Origin of the sequence: Pedobacter heparinus DSM 2366 (assembly GCF_000023825.1) — a bacterium.
Classification (GTDB): Bacteria; Bacteroidota; Bacteroidia; order Sphingobacteriales; family Sphingobacteriaceae; genus Pedobacter; species Pedobacter heparinus.
On sequence record NC_013061.1, the window covers coordinates 4766054 to 4782665 of the forward strand.

11 protein-coding genes are annotated in these 16612 nt (G+C 42.1%); all 11 read right to left on the bottom strand.

Annotation, left to right across the window (positions count from 1 at the left end; genetic code table 11):
* Nucleotides 1–6: 6 nt before the first annotated feature.
* The gene (locus tag PHEP_RS19755) at nucleotides 7–1950 is read right to left on the bottom strand and encodes a heparinase II/III family protein (protein WP_015809760.1); all 1944 of its coding nucleotides are present in this window, start codon (nucleotides 1948–1950) and stop codon (nucleotides 7–9) included.
* Nucleotides 1951–3246 carry a polysaccharide pyruvyl transferase family protein gene (locus tag PHEP_RS19760; RefSeq protein ID WP_015809761.1) on the bottom strand — a complete coding sequence of 432 codons (1296 nt, stop codon included), beginning with the start codon at nucleotides 3244–3246 and terminating at the stop codon, nucleotides 1951–1953.
* A gap of 21 nt (nucleotides 3247–3267) precedes the next feature.
* Nucleotides 3268–4431 carry a glycoside hydrolase family 88 protein gene (locus PHEP_RS19765; RefSeq protein WP_036675292.1) on the bottom strand — a complete coding sequence of 388 codons (1164 nt, stop codon included), beginning with the start codon at nucleotides 4429–4431 and terminating at the stop codon, nucleotides 3268–3270.
* Nucleotides 4432–4456: 25 nt separating this feature from the next.
* A complete protein-coding gene (locus PHEP_RS19770; RefSeq protein ID WP_162141673.1) occupies nucleotides 4457–5347 on the bottom strand; it encodes a DUF5017 domain-containing protein in 891 nt (296 codons plus the stop codon).
* Nucleotides 5348–5407: 60 nt separating this feature from the next.
* Nucleotides 5408–7402 (bottom strand): RagB/SusD family nutrient uptake outer membrane protein, encoded by a 1995-nt coding sequence (locus tag PHEP_RS19775; RefSeq protein WP_015809764.1) that lies wholly within the window; start codon nucleotides 7400–7402, stop codon nucleotides 5408–5410.
* A 14-nt stretch (nucleotides 7403–7416) separates the two neighbouring features.
* On the bottom strand, nucleotides 7417–10803 hold the full coding sequence (locus tag PHEP_RS19780) for a TonB-dependent receptor (protein ID WP_162141674.1): 3387 nt from the start codon (nucleotides 10801–10803) through the stop codon (nucleotides 7417–7419).
* Nucleotides 10804–11001: 198 nt separating this feature from the next.
* Entirely contained in the window at nucleotides 11002–12159 is a 1158-nt protein-coding gene (locus tag PHEP_RS19785; protein WP_015809766.1) for a FecR family protein, read from the bottom strand.
* A 121-nt stretch (nucleotides 12160–12280) separates the two neighbouring features.
* Entirely contained in the window at nucleotides 12281–12871 is a 591-nt protein-coding gene (locus tag PHEP_RS19790; RefSeq protein WP_015809767.1) for an RNA polymerase sigma factor, read from the bottom strand.
* Nucleotides 12872–13348: 477 nt separating this feature from the next.
* Nucleotides 13349–13963 (bottom strand): RNA polymerase sigma-70 factor, encoded by a 615-nt coding sequence (locus tag PHEP_RS19795; protein WP_238326516.1) that lies wholly within the window; start codon nucleotides 13961–13963, stop codon nucleotides 13349–13351.
* A gap of 116 nt (nucleotides 13964–14079) precedes the next feature.
* The gene (locus tag PHEP_RS19800) at nucleotides 14080–15033 is read right to left on the bottom strand and encodes an RpnC/YadD family protein (protein WP_015809769.1); all 954 of its coding nucleotides are present in this window, start codon (nucleotides 15031–15033) and stop codon (nucleotides 14080–14082) included.
* 207 nt (nucleotides 15034–15240) lie between these two features.
* The gene (locus PHEP_RS19805; RefSeq protein WP_015809770.1) at nucleotides 15241–16479 is read right to left on the bottom strand and encodes a BamA/TamA family outer membrane protein; all 1239 of its coding nucleotides are present in this window, start codon (nucleotides 16477–16479) and stop codon (nucleotides 15241–15243) included.
* Between the last annotated feature and the right edge of the window lie 133 nt (nucleotides 16480–16612).

A 16612-nucleotide genomic window follows, 5' to 3' on the forward strand; every position in this document is an offset into this window, starting at 1 on the left:
AAATTCTTAGTTTTGCGGTTTATAGGTGATTATCATGCGACCCGCCACTACTGGCTTGTCAATAAAAATCCCAATACGAGCATAAACCGGGCCTCCCTCAGTGATCTCTTCTGATCTCAGGGATAATTTGTTGCCCGGAGAAGAAAAGGTGACCAGCATTTTTTGATCATTCCTGGTCAGCAATAGGGTGCTATCGGAAACCTGCTTCCAGACTGAACGGGTAACCACCGCAGTTTCAAACTTTTTGGCTTCGGTATACTCAAAAACATCTTCAAAAGTAACGCTACCACTGCCCTGCCTGTTGTAAACCATAGTGCGTTCCAGTTTCTTTAGTCCGGGTACATTGTAGGCCGATGAGATATCTAAGGTAACCTCATCTTTTTCTGGTGTAAAGTTTGAATGTGTCGTTTTTGAGCGGGCCTGGGCACCTGGTCGCTGCGTACTATCCGCAATAAGGGGAACGGGATGGCCGAATGAACTTATTGTTTTGTAAGTATACCGATATTTAGGATCGAAAATATTAGCGGTATAGGGTATTACACCCGGATCACCCGCCATAGTTTGGTTACCTTGCACAACGGTATAGGAGCCTATATCATTATGATTATGTGATTCGTTGTTATTGCCGCCTTTAAGTACAACGCCCATATTGGAAGAAGATCCGGCAGCGGGCCTGCATACCAATACGCCCGTATGGTCGAAAAAGAAACGCAACGAAGAAGCGTCTTTCCGATCTGTCTTTCCCGGCTTCAGGCTGGTTGAAGAATTGGGAAAGGCCATCATCAAAGTCCGGCGGTTATCGCTTGTTTTTCCGGTAATCGACAGCGTGTCGTATCTTATCAGCCCCAGTTTAAGGCTCCGACTGAGGTAAGACATCAATTCGGTGTCAGGCGTTGCGCCTTCGCGACAATCTGAAAAAGCTGGATACACGTTGTTTATAATTTCGAGATTGGGTACATATCTGGCTATTTTCTGGACCTTCGGATCACTAAACAGGTCAACTTTACCCCCTGTAGCCTGCCAAATGCTTTCGCGCAACATCGCATAATGCCCAAAGCCGTAATTGTAATAAATAATACCTTCGCCACAGTACCCATCTTCACCAAAACCTGACAATCCGTTTTTCGAATAATATTCGCCTATCGCAACAAAAGTCGCACGTTCGTCTTTGTTGTCAATGGTGGCAAGTGCCGCTCCAACCAGTCCAGCCAGGCAAACATGGTTCCAGTTATTGGTTTCAGTCAGAAAACTGTTTTCTTTGTTTTGTGCTCTTATTTTTTCGAGTACAGGATTAAAAATCTTTAGGTACAAGGCGTTTATAGCCTCAGTTCTTAATTTACTGCTGATTTTATCGCCCATCATGTAGAGGGTTTGGGCAATGGTATGTGCATATAAGGAAGAGGTAAGTTCTACCGAATATGCGACGCCATTGTAGTTCTTAAAACCATGATCGCTGCGTGGCGATACCCATGATTTTTGATTGATAATATCGCGCAAGCCTGCTTCTACCTGAGCGGTATATCGGTCCTTGTTTTCCAGACATTCGGCCCAGGTCACTTTGGATAAGCCTTCGGCTCTTTTCCGCATCATGGTCAAGCCTGCCCCCGAAGAAGTTTCTGTTCCATTGGAAAGGGAGAAATAGTCCTTTTTGCTAAAGGGCGGGAAGGCATAATTTTTCATTCCACGTAAAAAACGCTCGTATTTGCCTGATTTTAAAAGCTTGTCCCAGGTTTCGCGCTTACTGATCGGGTCGCCAAATCCCTTGGGCTGTTCAGACAGCATGTTTTTAATTTCGGCTATGCGTTTGGCATCAAGGGGTTTGAGCGGATATGGGGCGTTCTGACTAATGGCCAAAGGTACATTTCCTATTAAAAACAGGGCAATCAACACCATTTTGATGGCTGGCAGCAGACGTAGTTGATTTACTTGTATAAAGTGTTTTCTTTTCATTTATTTTTTCATTGAGGGATGGTCCAAAAACCCTCCCAGTACTTTCATGGTGTCTTTTTGATATCGAATTACCCGGCTGAGGGCAGACATTGCTTTTGCTTTAGCGGCTTTAGGGTTTTTCACCATTTCCAGGACTGCGGGAACGATCCGGTCGACATCCGACTTGGTATCCATGTCAAATAACCACTCGCCTAATCCAATATCCCGCCACATAAATCCTTTAGAGGTTTGTTCGGTAAAGCGGCAAACGATAGCCGGTACACCCAGTGCTATGCACATAATGGGTGAATGCATTTCGAGCCCGAATAGTCCCGCAGAGCGGGCATAAGTACTAACCGCTTCATCTGTTAGCCAATATTTATCACGCCAGACAACCCGGGGCTTAATGTCCTCCGGCAGGGGATCATAAAGCATTTCCTTGCCAATACGGATCTGTGTTTCATTTTCAGGAACAAGCAATACTTTAAGATCTGTTTGCCTTACCACTTCAATAATTGCATTTCGAATGGGCAGGTTATCATGTTCTTTCATCTTTTCGTTCCATGCATGTTTTTCCTGGTTAACTGTAGGGTCTTTTGAAGGGAGTTCCCACCATGGAGAAAAACGGAGCTGTGGAATTGCACAAACAAATTTTCCTGTTTCCAGTGCATGTTCCTTCAGAAATAAATCAGCAGCTTTATCATTTCTTACATCTACCGCAAAAGCACCATCCGGACAGAAACCCATTACCGGGCATTTTGCACCTATTTGCTTTGCAAATTCCAGCGATACGGAGTCCCTGAAATATGCAAAAGATGCATGATTGATCAGTTCTAAATCCAAGGGATTGTAATTTCTATCCTGTGCCTGAAAACCATAATTGCCCGGGAAGGTAATTCCGTAGATCCCGTATGGTTTACCTGTTTCTTTTTTCCAACGGAGCATTTCCTTTCTGCCTACCAGAGAAGGCCCCGATCCGTGAAGAAAAAAATCGCTTTCTGCTATTGCTTTTTGCTGCTCCTTTTCTGATTTTAATATCTTTAATCCAGGAAACCTGGCCATCAGCATTTCTTCTACACCAGCCCCTACGTCCATAGGCCAAAGACGAACATCCACATGTGGCAGGTATTTCTCAATCAATGCCAGCACCCCTGGTGTGTGGGCAATATCACCAATATTTTCGACTTGCCACGATGAACGTAAAAGAATCGTTTTATTTCTCTTGCTACTGGAACTGGCTAAAGCCGGAATGGCAGCCAGGAAAGCGGCGAAAGCAAGCGTCTGCTTCAGGAAGTCTTTGCGATTGATGTGCATCATATATCTGATTTCTTTTTTAAATTATTTCAATAGTTTGCTATACCTTAATAATGCCTCCAGGTAATAATAATCTGCGTAAATTATGGGTGTATTTACCTCTGATTTATAGGGCTTTGAACCTACCGAATGTTTGAGCAGGAAATTGTGGTTTTTGCCCGGACTTGCAGTGTATACTTTACCCGAAAGACTTGCCAACATGTCTTCTGCCAGTCTGAACTGTGCCTTATCGTTGGTATAGGTGTACAATTCCAATAAAGCAGAAGCCGTAATGGCCGCTGCTGACGCGTCTCTTTCTTCATTCGGTATATCCGGTGCGTTAAAATCCCAATAGGGGATCTTATCCGATGGAAGGTTCGGATGACTGGCAATAAACTTTGCAATATTTATAGCCTGGTTAAGATACTTCTTATTTCCAGTTTCCCTATACATCATGGTATATCCGTAAACAGCCCATGCCTGCCCTCTGGCCCAGGCAGATTCGTCTGCAGCCCCCTGATTGGTTTTCCTGGCAAGTACTTTTCCTGCAGTATCATAACAAACTACATGATAGCTGCTATAATCTTTTCTAAAATGGTTTTTAAGGGTATTGTCAGCATGTGTAATACTTATATCATGAAATTTGCGGTTTCCTGATGCTTTAACTGCCCACAATAAGAATTCGAGATTCATCATATTGTCTATGATCACAGGATAGTCAAAGCCTTTAAACTCCTCCCAGGACTTGATCAGCCCAATTTTAGGATTGAAGCGCGTAGCCAGCGATTCTGCCCCAACAAGCATAATGTCCTTGTATTGCTCATTGTTGGTTAAACGATAACCATTTCCGAAGGAACAATACAACATAAACCCCAAATCGTGTGTGGTCTTATTGTATTTTTCTTTTTCTACAGCCATGGTCCATTTATCCGCAGCCACTTTCCATTTATCGTCGCTGGTAAATTCATAAAGATACCATAATGACCCGCCGAAGAAACCACTGCACCACCAATCTGATGTCCGGGTATCCAATGTCCCGTCTTGTTTTACAGACTGAGGGAACCTGCTGAGGTCTGTATTCGCTTTTAGCATCAATTCATATTGTGCTTTGGCAAATTCGATTTCTTTATTTACATCAACCTTAGGTTGTGCCTGTAACCTGAGTGTCGTTATTAAAAGCGTAACCGCTAAAAAAATAGTTTTCATCATTCTTTTGGTCAGGGGTGAAAGCATACTAATTGGTAACGGTAATTTCTATTTGCTTAACTACCTTTTTATTTCCATAGACATTATTGGTTTCAGCTACGAAAGTGGCCGTATAGGTGCCGGCTTTACTGTAGGTATAGGTGTAGCTTTCCTTTTTTGCTTCCCTGAACAATTTAAGCGCTGTTGCTTTATCTTTCCCCAGGTCGTTAGGGTTGATATAGATAGCCCTGCTTATTCCCCAGTCTTCTGTATATTCCTCCTTAATTTCCGCAGTTGCATTTCCTTTGAACTGAATCGTGGTCGTGTTTACAAGCGATCTGCCCGCTTGTTTGTTACCATAAGAAAATACAGAAAAATTACTACCTGACCCATAGTCCATTAGCGTAACCTCTGCATCGTCAAATTTACTTTTCAGCAATACAGCAGTGATATTCCAGTCATTGGCGGCTAAAAATTCTGTCTGAGGCCTGGTAATATATCTAAAGGCCAGATATAATGGTTTTCCTGTAACGGCAAGATCCATAATATCAACTTCCGTTGAGGGCGTTACTGTAGTGCTGGCTGCAAGTGTAAAGCGCCTGGTGATGTCTACCCAGGTAGCAGCCTTAATGTTGTCAATTGCGTATTTACCGTCAAAATCAGCAGACACCAGTACCGACAATTGATTGAGCTGTCGTATAGCGGCTACTGTAGCGCTGGAGAAAGACAAATAACAATTTTTTAATGCTCTGGAATTGGTAACATAGTTGTAGTCCTTCAGAAATTCCCCTGAATAAAAGGACAACATTTGAGGGCTCCCTTCAAATTTGAACGTAACAGACTCGCCAGCCTTAACCGTGGTTTTATCAGCCGTAACTTCTAATGCCGGATCATCAATCTGATATTTCTCACATGAAAATAAAAAAACCGATATCAGCATTAAATAATATTTAAAATATGTGTTCATTAGATTATCAATAAATAGTAAAACGAATAACAATTACCAACCTGGATTCTGACCGATTGCCTTATTGACGGTAGTTTCAGCATCAGGTATAGGCCATAAAACATCTCTCTCTGAGGTGTTTTCCCCTGCTTTTCCACCAAAGGCCCTTGATCCCAGAGCAGCAAAATCCAGCGCAATTTGTTTCATCACACGGTAGTAATCACCCCAGCGTACCAGATCTCTCTTCCTCATGGCCTCAAATGCCAATTCTCTTGAACGCTCCGCTTTCAGGAACTCCATAAATCTGGCATAGTCAGCAAAGCCCGCAGTTTTTACGTCACCTTTAAATTCAGATAACCTGGTCAGGGTTACAGCGGCCTTTGCTTGTACTCCTGCATAGGTAAACACAGCACCGGTAGTGGCTGCTGCAGATGCTCCGGAGCTTTGTGTTGGTGGTGTAGCGGTGGTTGTACCTGCTGTAGTTACAGTATACAGCTTATTGTCGTTATAAACTTGTTTACCTGCAGCGTATAAGACATTTGGCATCCAGGATTCACCAATAGTAATGGTTGGTGTTAAATTATAATTACCACCTCTGTTCTCCAGATAGATGGCGTTTAGCGCTCTGGTTCCACTTGTTGCAACTGTGGCAACAGCAGCGCCACCTGCACCGCCACCACCAGAAATTGTAACTGCCGGCGCTGAGGTATATCCTGAACCTGCAGTAGAAATAGTAATGGTATCAATCAGCTCTCTATTTGGCAACAGGTTTCCATACGCTCTTCTCCTTACCTGATTTACAGTCTGGTCCAATACATCCTGATCTGGTACAGTTCCATTTTGACTTGCTACTGCTTCTGCATACATCAGTAATACATCTGAGTAGCGCAGCAGCGGATAATTGACCGAGTTACCTCCTTGCTCTTTTGGATAAACGGTTTCATATTCCCTTTTCCATTTAGCTACACTTCTTTCACTTGCCTGCATGGCTGTAGGATAGATTGGGCGATACGTTTTAGTGGCAGGATTGGTCGACGACAAAGTGTATGGGGCGATGTTCCAGTCCCTTCTCCAATCACCTTTTGCATAGGAAAAATATAACTTTGGTGTGACCGCTACATATCCGAAGCAATAACCATAATTTGGGTCCTGACCACCGTGGGAAATTCCATAATGAATACCAACTTTCCCGGTGGCATTGAAACCATCTGAACTATAACCGTAAAACTCAACCTCCCAGATGCTTTCTTTAAGGTCATATTTATCCTGGCTCATGTTAATGAATACCTGCCTGTAATCCGGATTAAGGCTATGATAGCCGTCATCTATTACCTTTTTTGCCCAGATTTTAGCCATTTCGTATTTGGACACATCCTTTACAGGATCTCCGGCCATATATAAACACACCCTGGCCAACAAACCGCGTACGGCAGACTTATTGATGTGACCTGCGTTGCTGACCTGCCTTACATCAGGGACCAGACTTTCCGCTTCGGTCATATCTTTGATGATCTGCTCGTATACTTCTTTTGAAGGTGTTCTGGGATTATTAGTTTGTGCAACAGAAGAAGTAGGTTCCAGCAGCAAAGGCACATCTCCCCAGTAGCTCACCAGTAAAAAGTAAAAGTAGGACCTTAAAAACAAAGCTTCTCCTTTAATGACAGACCGGTTTGCTTCAGTCATTGTAGGTTTATTGATATTGGCCAGCAATAGGTTTGCTCTTTCAATTCCGTTATACAATGCGGTCCATACATTAGTTACGTTAGTTTCAGAAGTGGTAACCAGGTTTACAGCAATGCCCGTATTCTGTGCAGAACGGTTGTAAAAACCCTCATCTCCGTCCAATGACATCACCCCCTGAAAGCTGTGTCCATAAATTTTTGTCAAGGTCTGGAATACCCCGGCCAATGCCGAATTGAGCTGTTGTTCAGTCTCGTAATAATTTAAACTGGTGATCGTATCCTTTGGTACAGTATCTAAAAATTTAGAACAAGATGTAGCCATACAAACCAGGGCTACAACAATACAGATATATAATTTCTTTTCCATAATATTTTTTGGTTTTATAATGAAGCCTTTAGTCCAAAAACTAATGTTTTCGCAATAGGGAATGCAGAATAGTCAAACCCTGGAGTCAAGATGGAATTGCGCGTGGACACTTCCGGATCCATTCCTGAATAGTTGGTCCATGTAAGCAGATTCTGTGCAGAAGCTGTCAGGATGACCTCTTTAAGTCCTAATTTTTTCAGGTAATTCACTGGTACGCTGTAAGCCAATTCCACAGTTTTCAACCTTAAATAGGAAGCATCTTCCAATTCCCTGGTCGAATAATAGCCCTCAGGAACCCCACCCACAACCGGTATGGTCGTACTCGGATTTGCAGGCGACCACCGATTCGCATAACCCGCATATTGATTCAGCATGCTGTATGCTTTTGCCTCAAAAATCAGTTTGTTTGCATTGTATACATCATTGCCATAAGACCATTGCAAGAAGACGTTCAGACTTAAGTTTTTATAAGTAAAATTGTTGGAAAAACCACCAGAATGAATAGGTAAACCCCTGCCGATAATGGTTTGATCGGCCGCTGTGATGACTCCGTCATTGTTCAGGTCTTTATAGCGGATATATCCTGGTTTGATGACCTCTCTGGCCATCCCATTTGTCGGCACAGCATTTTTAAGGCGGTAACCGCCATTGGGCAATTGATAAAAATCATCGTACTGATAAATCCCATCAAAGATGTACCCAACGAAATTACCTACTGAATGACCTATTGCTGCACTATACAATACCGGGTCAGCATATCCGGATTGCCATCTGGGTGTGATACTATTCAACAAGCGTTCCTCTTCATCAGCTAGTTGTAAAATGGTATTCCGGTTGAAGCTGATGTTAAAATTACTCCGCCAGGTAAAATCCCGCTTATTGATATTCACCGTATTCAAGGTAAATTCCAAACCCTCATTCTTTAATTTACCTACGTTTTTGTAGGCACGGGCATACCCTGTGCTTGGCGACATATTGGCCAGCAGCAACAAATTGTCTGTTTTCTTTCGATATAGATCTACCACCAGCTCAATCCTGTTCTTCAATAAAGCTAAATCGTATCCTAAATTGAGCTGCGCAGTAGTTTCCCATCTTAATTTGGGATTGCCAATCGTAGGGATGGCTGCTGGTGTTGGCACCTCATTCCCAAAAGAATAACCAGTAGAGTTGTCTACATTGATTGGTGAAAGCGCAGAAAAATCCCCTACTCTGTTGTTCCCGGTAAGGCCGTAACTCAAACGTAATTTGGCTTCTGTAATGGTTTCAATTCCTTTAAGAAAAGACTCTTCCTTCATTTTCCAGGCAAAAGCTCCTGATGGAAAGTAACCCCATTTGTTATTCGGAAATTTAGACGACCCGTCGGCCCTGAATGTTGCTGTGAACAGGTATCTGGATTGATACCCATAATTTACTCTGCTGAAATAAGATTGCAGGGTATTATAAGTGCCGAAAGAGCCTACAGCCAGCGGCGTACCTTGCCCCAATCCGTCTATGCCCAAAGTCTCATTAGGAACTTTAATTGCTGTATAGTTATTTCCTTTGCTGCTTTCCTTTTGGAAACTAAAACCACCCAATACGTTTAAGGAATGAACCTTGTTTACCTTGCTATAGGTAAGGGTATTTTCGTTAGACCAGGTTGTGCGGCTGCTATAGGACATTGACCCCCACTGTCCATAGTTATTTCTAGGGCTTATGGGGCTACCTTCGCTCGTATTGGAGTTATAGAATGTACCCAATTGAATGGTATTCAGGTTAATGGCACCGGTAGATTTGAAGACCAGATTATTAGTGATGTCATAATTAAAATACCCATTGGCAACCAGGTTATTGTTGTCCTTATTTCTGTAAACATTCTTTGCAGACTGCACCGGGTTGAAGCGGTAATCTGTAGTGCTGGTTACACCTTCATCAAAAAGTTCTTCTTCCAGATCTATGTCGCCTGTCAAATATCTGGCGTTAACTGGCCTGTATCCCCATACTGAATAAAGAAGCGCACTCGATGCATAGCCATCTTTTATAGAAGAAGCGATCTGGCCATAGGTCTGCGTGTGTGTATAATTTGTGCTCAGGCCAGCTTTCAATTTTTTGCTGACGTTCTGATCTGTAGTAATGCGTCCCTGTTGTTTCTTCAAACCCGTATTTACTACCACAGAGCCGGTCTCAAACAAGGATCCTGAAATGGCATACCTGGTATCTTTATTCCCTCCCCGCAGTGATAAATTGTGAATATTGGTTACACCTTTGGTGAAGAACTGATCCTGCCAGTTGATCCCTTCCAGATTTTTATAGGAGTCATAGGTTACGCCGTCCGGGAGATACAGCGTCCTGGCAGTTACCGAATCCCGCTCAAATTCCAATTTAACAAACTCATAAGGACTTAATACCTCAACCCTTTTAGTCACATCCTGAAAACCGTAGGATCCTGAATAATTCAAATTGGGTTTACCCACTTTACCCTTTTTTGTTTCTACAACAATGACACCATTTGCACCTCTGGAGCCGTAGATCGCAGTTCCGGAAGCATCTTTGAGCACATTTATGGATTCCACATCGTCAGGGTTCAACATAGAAAGATCAAAGTTCTCTGTTGCGAAGCCATCAATGACGTACAAAGGGGACGCATCCTGTGTGATGGAGCCCACTCCTCTGATCCGTATATTGATCCCTTCTTCTCCGGGCTGTCCCTGACTGGCAGAAACATTTAAACCAGCCACACGGCCCGCCAATGCCTGTTCTATAGAAGACACCGGAGCTTTAGTCATATCACGGATATTTACCTGCGCAACAGAACCTGTAAGATCAACTTTTCGTACGGATCCATATCCTACCACTAAAACCTCATCCAGTTTGCTGATCTGCGGTTTTAGTGTAACGTTAATGGTTTGTCTTCCTTCAACCCGCATTTCCCGGTCATCAAAACCGAGGTAGGTAAAAACCAGTATTGCATTATCCGGAACCTCTATACTATAGCGTCCGTTCTTATCAGCAACTGCTTTTTTATCCCCACCTTTCATTCTTACGCCTGCGCCCTGCAATGGATTCCCCTCTTCATCATTGATCACACCTGAAACGCTGATATTTTTTCTAAGAGGTTGCATCATCACACTTGGCTTTATTTGAACAATGATAACGTTATTGTCAATCTTATAAGTTAAAGGCTGATTGGCAAATATTTGCGCTAAAACATCTTTAAAGTCGGCAGCTTTTACAGAAATGTCAACAGGCTTAGCCTGAGAGAGCGCATTGTCTGCATACACAAAATTATAGCCACTCTGAGTCCTTAGCACTTTTAGTACAGCACGTAAGTCTGCTTGTTTTTTTGAAATAGTAATTTTCTGTGCAAGGCCGGCAGCACTTACCTGCATCAGGGCAGCTATTAGTATTACGGTGGTTAATCGCATAATTAGCCAAATTTTACGGATATAAGAATTTATTATACCCAGGTTTGTGGTTATTTTTCTATACATTTATATATTTGGTTGTGCAGGAGCCTTTTGTTCTGAAGCGTCAGGCCACTGCGGGTTTAGTTTATTAAATTAAGCACCAAGTATTGACCAAGTTCCTGTTTCAGCAGGGATTTGGTTTTTTTGATATCCGTACTATCTGCTTACCAAAATCTTCGTTCCTTCAATTTTAAATTTTACCTGTCCGGTTGATTCTAATGGCCGCAATACTTCAGACACATTGGCAAAACGGGATACCGAGCCACTAAATGTAGTTACAGGTAATTCACCCAGATATACTATTTCTACATTATACCAGCGCGAGATCATGCGCATGATGTAGCGGATGTCATCCTGTTCAAAAACAAACTGATTGTTTTTCCAGGCTATAAACAATTCTGTGTCCACATGTTCAACTTTTATACGGGTACCATTAAGAGAGGATTGCTGGTTTGGTTTGAGTATGACCTCATTTACCTTTGCACTGCCCTCAACCAATGTAGTTTTCGTGCTATGCTCGTCCGCATAAGCATTGATGTTAAATTCAGTACCAATATCCTCTACAGTCTGCCCGGTGCTTTCCACTTTAAAAGGCATTTTTGAATTATGCACAACCACGAAATAAGCTTCACCGGTCAGTTTAACCCGCCGTTCGCCGCCCAAAAACTTACCCGGGAATTCAAGCTTACTGTCTGCATTTAAAAACACTTTGGTGCCATCAGGAAGGACAACCTGATAGGTTCCACCACGGGGAGTAGTGATGGTTGTCATTCCATTTAGCAGCCCTGGCGAAGAAGTATCCCCTTCCAAAGTAGTTCCATCACTATAGGTGATCTTACTCGCATCAATCACTACTCCGCTTTTCGCATCGCTTAGTTGCACGCTGCTGCCACCTGGTAAGGTAATTGTGGCTGTGTTTTTGCCGGGCTTAATGTCATTTTGATTCGCGATTTTTGAATTGCGATTTGCGACAGGGTTGCCGGCATAAAACCAAACGCCTGAGATTATCAAAGCTACAGCTGCCGCTATCGCCGCCAATTTTGGTAGTAACCTCAGCGTTTTAGGCTGATGGCTTGCTTGTAATAAATGATGATTGTAGATGTAGTTTAAAATAGTTTGTTTTTTTGTGGCATCCAATGCATTTTCGGGAACCTCCATTTCGTCACTAAATGCATCGGGAAAAAGCTGCATCAATTCCTGATCGTTGTGAGAAGTAATGATATGCGACCATAGCTCTTCATTTTCCGTTTCGGTATTCAGGTTATTGAAATAGTTTTGTAGCAGGACTTGAATCCTCGCGTTTGATTTTTGCATCGTTTGTTGGTTGTAGGCTTTTATACCTTTTAACTACATTGACACCTGACGCAAAAAAAATGCTTAGTGGTTAACTAAAAAATAATTGACAAATATTTAATAGACTGATTTACAATGCTATTTATTTAAATAGTACAGCAAATAGCGCCGGATAGGCTAGTGCATGTTTACTGAAGTGCTCACGTATGTGTTTTAAAGCCTGACGCATATGTGCCTGTACAGTACGGCTTGAAACGTTCATCTTTTTTGCAACTTCTTCATATTTCAATCCTTGTATATGGCAAAGGGTATATGCTGTTCGTTGCTGGGGACTTAAGTTTTCGACAGCCTGGGTCAATATCCTGTTACTTTCATTGTAATCTAGTATTTTATCTGTGGAATTGTCAGATTCCAGAGTATTAATTTTAAGCTGTGTGGCCGATCTGGCATCTTGTGCCAATTTGCGTATCACGTTTATGGAATGGTTTCTTACTACCCGGTTTAGATATGCCCCGAAATTTTTCACCTCGTTGAATTTTTCTCTGTTGAGCCATATTTTTAAGAATACATCTTGTACAATCTCACTCGCCTGATCTTCGGATTTAGTCAGCTTTCGGCCATAATCATATACATAACGCTGATAAAAATCAAAGATTTCCGTAAATGCACGCTGATCGCCCATGGCAATCCTGGCCAATAGTTCTTCTTCATTTTTAAGTTGCCTGCTCTCCATCAGTTGTACCCTGGTGATAATTTTTGTTGATTATCTAAGCAGCAAGTATAATATAAATTTAACCATGTTCAAGTATCTATTTCGATTGTTTTAAATGTAATGGCTGATTTGATGAACTTTCTTCGGAGCAAAAATGAAAGAATGTTTGTTTGAAAAAACCAGGCACAGTTCATTCGGCAATTTGCCATAAAATACGTTTCCAATTTATAAATGGGCAGAATTGTTTAACTCTATATCATATATTGATCAATAACTCAAAATTAAAGAAGAAGTATACTGCGGATGAACGAAAATGTCTGGTTCAGGTTGGCTTTGATTACTCTGATCACTTTGGTTAAATGCCCTTCAACCGTTTTTTAGATGGCAACATGTTCAGCCTCTTTTAAAATATCTGGCCCATGATATCAATATCCGTTTATTCTGTACCGCAGTGTGCATACACAAAAATACCATTTACACCGGCCTGCAAGGTTGAATTTAATTAATCCATAAATGACTGCTTGCAGAAACAGCAATGATCAGGATGCCGGAATCTTTCAAATTGGTTTTGATTACTTTGATCCCTTTGGTTAAATGTCCTTCAACCGTTTTTTCCGAAATATTCATCTCCTTTGCTATCTCTGGTATGGTCATACCTTCAACCCGGCTGTAATTAAATACCAGGCGGCATTTTTCTGGCAACAGCTCTACCTGCCCGTTAATATACTCCTGTAAAAACTTAGCTTCAAGCTTTTGTTCGTCATCTGCATAACTGTTCAGTTTATACTCCTTATGCTCAATATCCCTGCGCCTGCGTTCCCGCTCTATTTGCTTAAATATGGAGAACTTTACTGCCGTGGCCAGATAAGCTTTTAAGGTTTGGATCTCCAGTTTGTCCCTCCTGCTCCATACACCAACAAAAAGTTCCTGCACAATTTCCTGGGCAGCCGATTTATCTTTGGTATGGTTGTAGGCCATAGCCATCAACGTACTCCAATAACGGTTGTAAATTTCCGTAAAAGCAGCATGATCCGCAGCCCTTAACAAAGCAATCAGTTCCTGATCGGTATATGTGCTGTAAGCACCCATTTCCCTGTTGTGTTTAAACCTCAATAATAAGTTAGCTATAATTCCGAAAAAATCAAAACCGGATTATATTGTAAACTTATACATTTCAGCCAACGAAACCACACATTATCAGATGAATAATTTAATTGTGGGTGTATGGGTTATAGCTTTTCTATTTCTGCTATAGGGAGCTTGGTAGTTTTAGCAATAAATTCAATAGTAAGGCCCTCTTTTTTTAGTTCCCTGGCAATTTCTAAAGCCTCCTCACGGCGGCCTTCCAGTTTTCCTTCTATTTTAGCTTCCTGTCTTTCCCACTTTTTAAAAACGTCAATAACTCCCATAGGATTTTTATCTTTAGTTAGTTCCTCGATCTGCTGATCAAATTTACGATTAATTTCTTCACTCTCAATAAAAATGAAGTTCTTAAGAAATAATATAAAACTGATAATCCGCTGGCGGTCATAACCATGACGCAGTAATGCCTTGACAATGACAAGCCTTTCATCAGCAAGTTCTTCATCCGGTATTTTACCTTCCAGCAATGCTTTCTGGCAGGCCAGAGCAATGAGGGAAAACGGGTTGTCGCTTTTTAACAGTTCATCTTCCTGATGATCGAAAACGTGGTATGCAGTATACTTAAATGAAAGTACTGTACCCAGCAATTCGTCAAGGTATTCCGTAGGCCTTAATTGCGTCTTTTTACCGGTAAATACTGCAATAGAGGCTACAGATACTTTATACTTATCTCTGATGCGGTAATTGTATTCAAATACCCGTTGGCCAAACTTACGATCATTACCACCCTCTATTTCTACATTCAATAGTACCCACTTTTCTGTACCGTCTTTTAGATACAGTTTAGCTAAAAGATCTGCCCTGCGGCCCCCTCCTTTACGTTCCCTGTCTGGAATAATAGTGAACAGCTCATTATTCAAAAATTCTATCTCTCTATTAAAATCCAATATTTCGTCGGCATCAGAGAATACAAAACGTAAGAAATCAGGAAAATTGTCTTCAAAAGCTCCTTTAAGAAACTCGTCATCCTTTCGGCGGGGCCTTTCTTCCTCATTGTTTAGCTCCTTTAACGGTATTACAGCTATTGTTTGCTTTTCCATTTTTATTGGTCTGGTTTGTTTAAGCAAAAAAACATATCAATGGCCATGAAATCTGCATGAACACTCAACTCATTTCACTAAATTTTTGGGCTTTTGCCATATAATATTTGGCGATGGGCATTTTGCAGGCGAAGCATTGATAAACGTTATTCCGGGCGTTTTTTTAAACAACCTGCCAAAGGTTGTTAACCTTGTAGGATATCAGGTTTAAAATGCTTCTCCAAGATTGAGCAAAACTGCACTGTATCCTTTACTCATGCCATAATCAATACCGATATTCGTATTTGAAGCCTTATTAAACTTAATGCGCAGACCGGTTCCTGCTGCAGGCTTCCAGGAGGTAAATAAAGAGCCCGATCCACTAACAGTGTTTACATTTGCAAATACCACAAAACCCAATAAGCCATTTGTGGTAATGTCCCTGCGATATTCACTCTCAGCATAAAACAGCGTTCTGCCACGGTACCTGTTCTGGTCTATACCCCTTGCCGATCTGTTATAGGGGTCCCATCCGGTGCTTGGCAAATCCAGGTAAGGAGTTTTATCGTTCAGCACCGTCCAGAAGTATGACCATAGCGCGAGCGTATTTTGCTGACGGGGTTTTCCCGGATTCATAGAAATGTATTTACGCACATCCAGATAAACGGAGCTCCAGCTGTTGTCGCTGCCTAAAAACGTCGGGTTCACCCGGTAAACTAAATTTCCATACATTCCCGGCATAGGATTTATGGAATTGCTCCGCGTATCATAAACCATGTTCAGGCTAATTCCTGAAGAAAAGGAGTTTTTGCCTGTGCCGTATCGATAGCCGGCATACTGCTCCAGCTCCGGAGAGGGATCATCGGTATTGATGTTAAAGCGGTAATCCAGGTTGTAGCCAAGACCCGCATATAAGTACGGTTTGATCCGTTTAAGGGCATTCTGATAAAACCGGATGTATTTATAGTTCAGCAATACTTTCTCCTCATCCGCTTTCTGGTGGCCAAGCCCCCAGGTGTATTGAGGATAAACCAGGAACCGGGTATCTCCCTGAATCAGCCAGGTGTTGTCGGGAAGCCAGATGTTGGTCCTGACTGGCAATCCAAAACGGCTGCCAAGATTCCAGTAGGGTGTAAAGGTCGCCGTTGAAAGATTTGTCGTCTTTTTTGGGCCAAGATACATCGCAGCTGAAGTGCTGGTAATGAGCGCATTTCCGGTACCCCCGGGTACAGTACCCCCGATAGGCAGAATAGAAAAATAAAGCTTTTTATCCTTTTCTTCCCGGATTTTACCTGGGCGGATGCGAAATAAGGCTTTTCCGATGTCGATCAGATCTGTTTGTCTGGCGGTATCCTGACCCTTTTTGGTCTGAATGATCGCATCACCCGCATTTTGTCCAAAAGAAAAGACCGGCCCACACATCAGCAGGTTAACCAGGCATAATCTCACTATCGTCTTCGATTGCATATGAGCAGTTTAGGATAGATAAAATGCAATAAGCCTGCCAGAAACTGAGGTACCGGGATTAGCAATGGATTCATCACCAGAAGGATGGTATCGCTATTGTGGGAAATAATTCGTATTTTAGTGTACCAGAACT

Bases quoted from the DNA above. Each gene is read 5' to 3' on its own strand.
- PHEP_RS19800 (WP_015809769.1), bottom strand. From the start codon at position 15,033: ATGGAAAAGCAAACAATAGCTGTAATACCGTTAAAGGAGCTAAACAAT.
- PHEP_RS19755 (WP_015809760.1), bottom strand. From the start codon at position 1,950: ATGAAAAGAAAACACTTTATACAAGTAAATCAACTACGTCTGCTGCCA.
- PHEP_RS19790 (WP_015809767.1), bottom strand. From the start codon at position 12,871: ATGGAGAGCAGGCAACTTAAAAATGAAGAAGAACTATTGGCCAGGATT.
- PHEP_RS19805 (WP_015809770.1), bottom strand. From the start codon at position 16,479: ATGCAATCGAAGACGATAGTGAGATTATGCCTGGTTAACCTGCTGATG.
- PHEP_RS19780 (WP_162141674.1), bottom strand. From the start codon at position 10,803: ATGCGATTAACCACCGTAATACTAATAGCTGCCCTGATGCAGGTAAGT.
- PHEP_RS19770 (WP_162141673.1), bottom strand. From the start codon at position 5,347: ATGCTGATATCGGTTTTTTTATTTTCATGTGAGAAATATCAGATTGAT.
- PHEP_RS19785 (WP_015809766.1), bottom strand. From the start codon at position 12,159: ATGCAAAAATCAAACGCGAGGATTCAAGTCCTGCTACAAAACTATTTC.
- PHEP_RS19765 (WP_036675292.1), bottom strand. From the start codon at position 4,431: ATGATGAAAACTATTTTTTTAGCGGTTACGCTTTTAATAACGACACTC.
- PHEP_RS19760 (WP_015809761.1), bottom strand. From the start codon at position 3,246: ATGATGCACATCAATCGCAAAGACTTCCTGAAGCAGACGCTTGCTTTC.
- PHEP_RS19775 (WP_015809764.1), bottom strand. From the start codon at position 7,402: ATGGAAAAGAAATTATATATCTGTATTGTTGTAGCCCTGGTTTGTATG.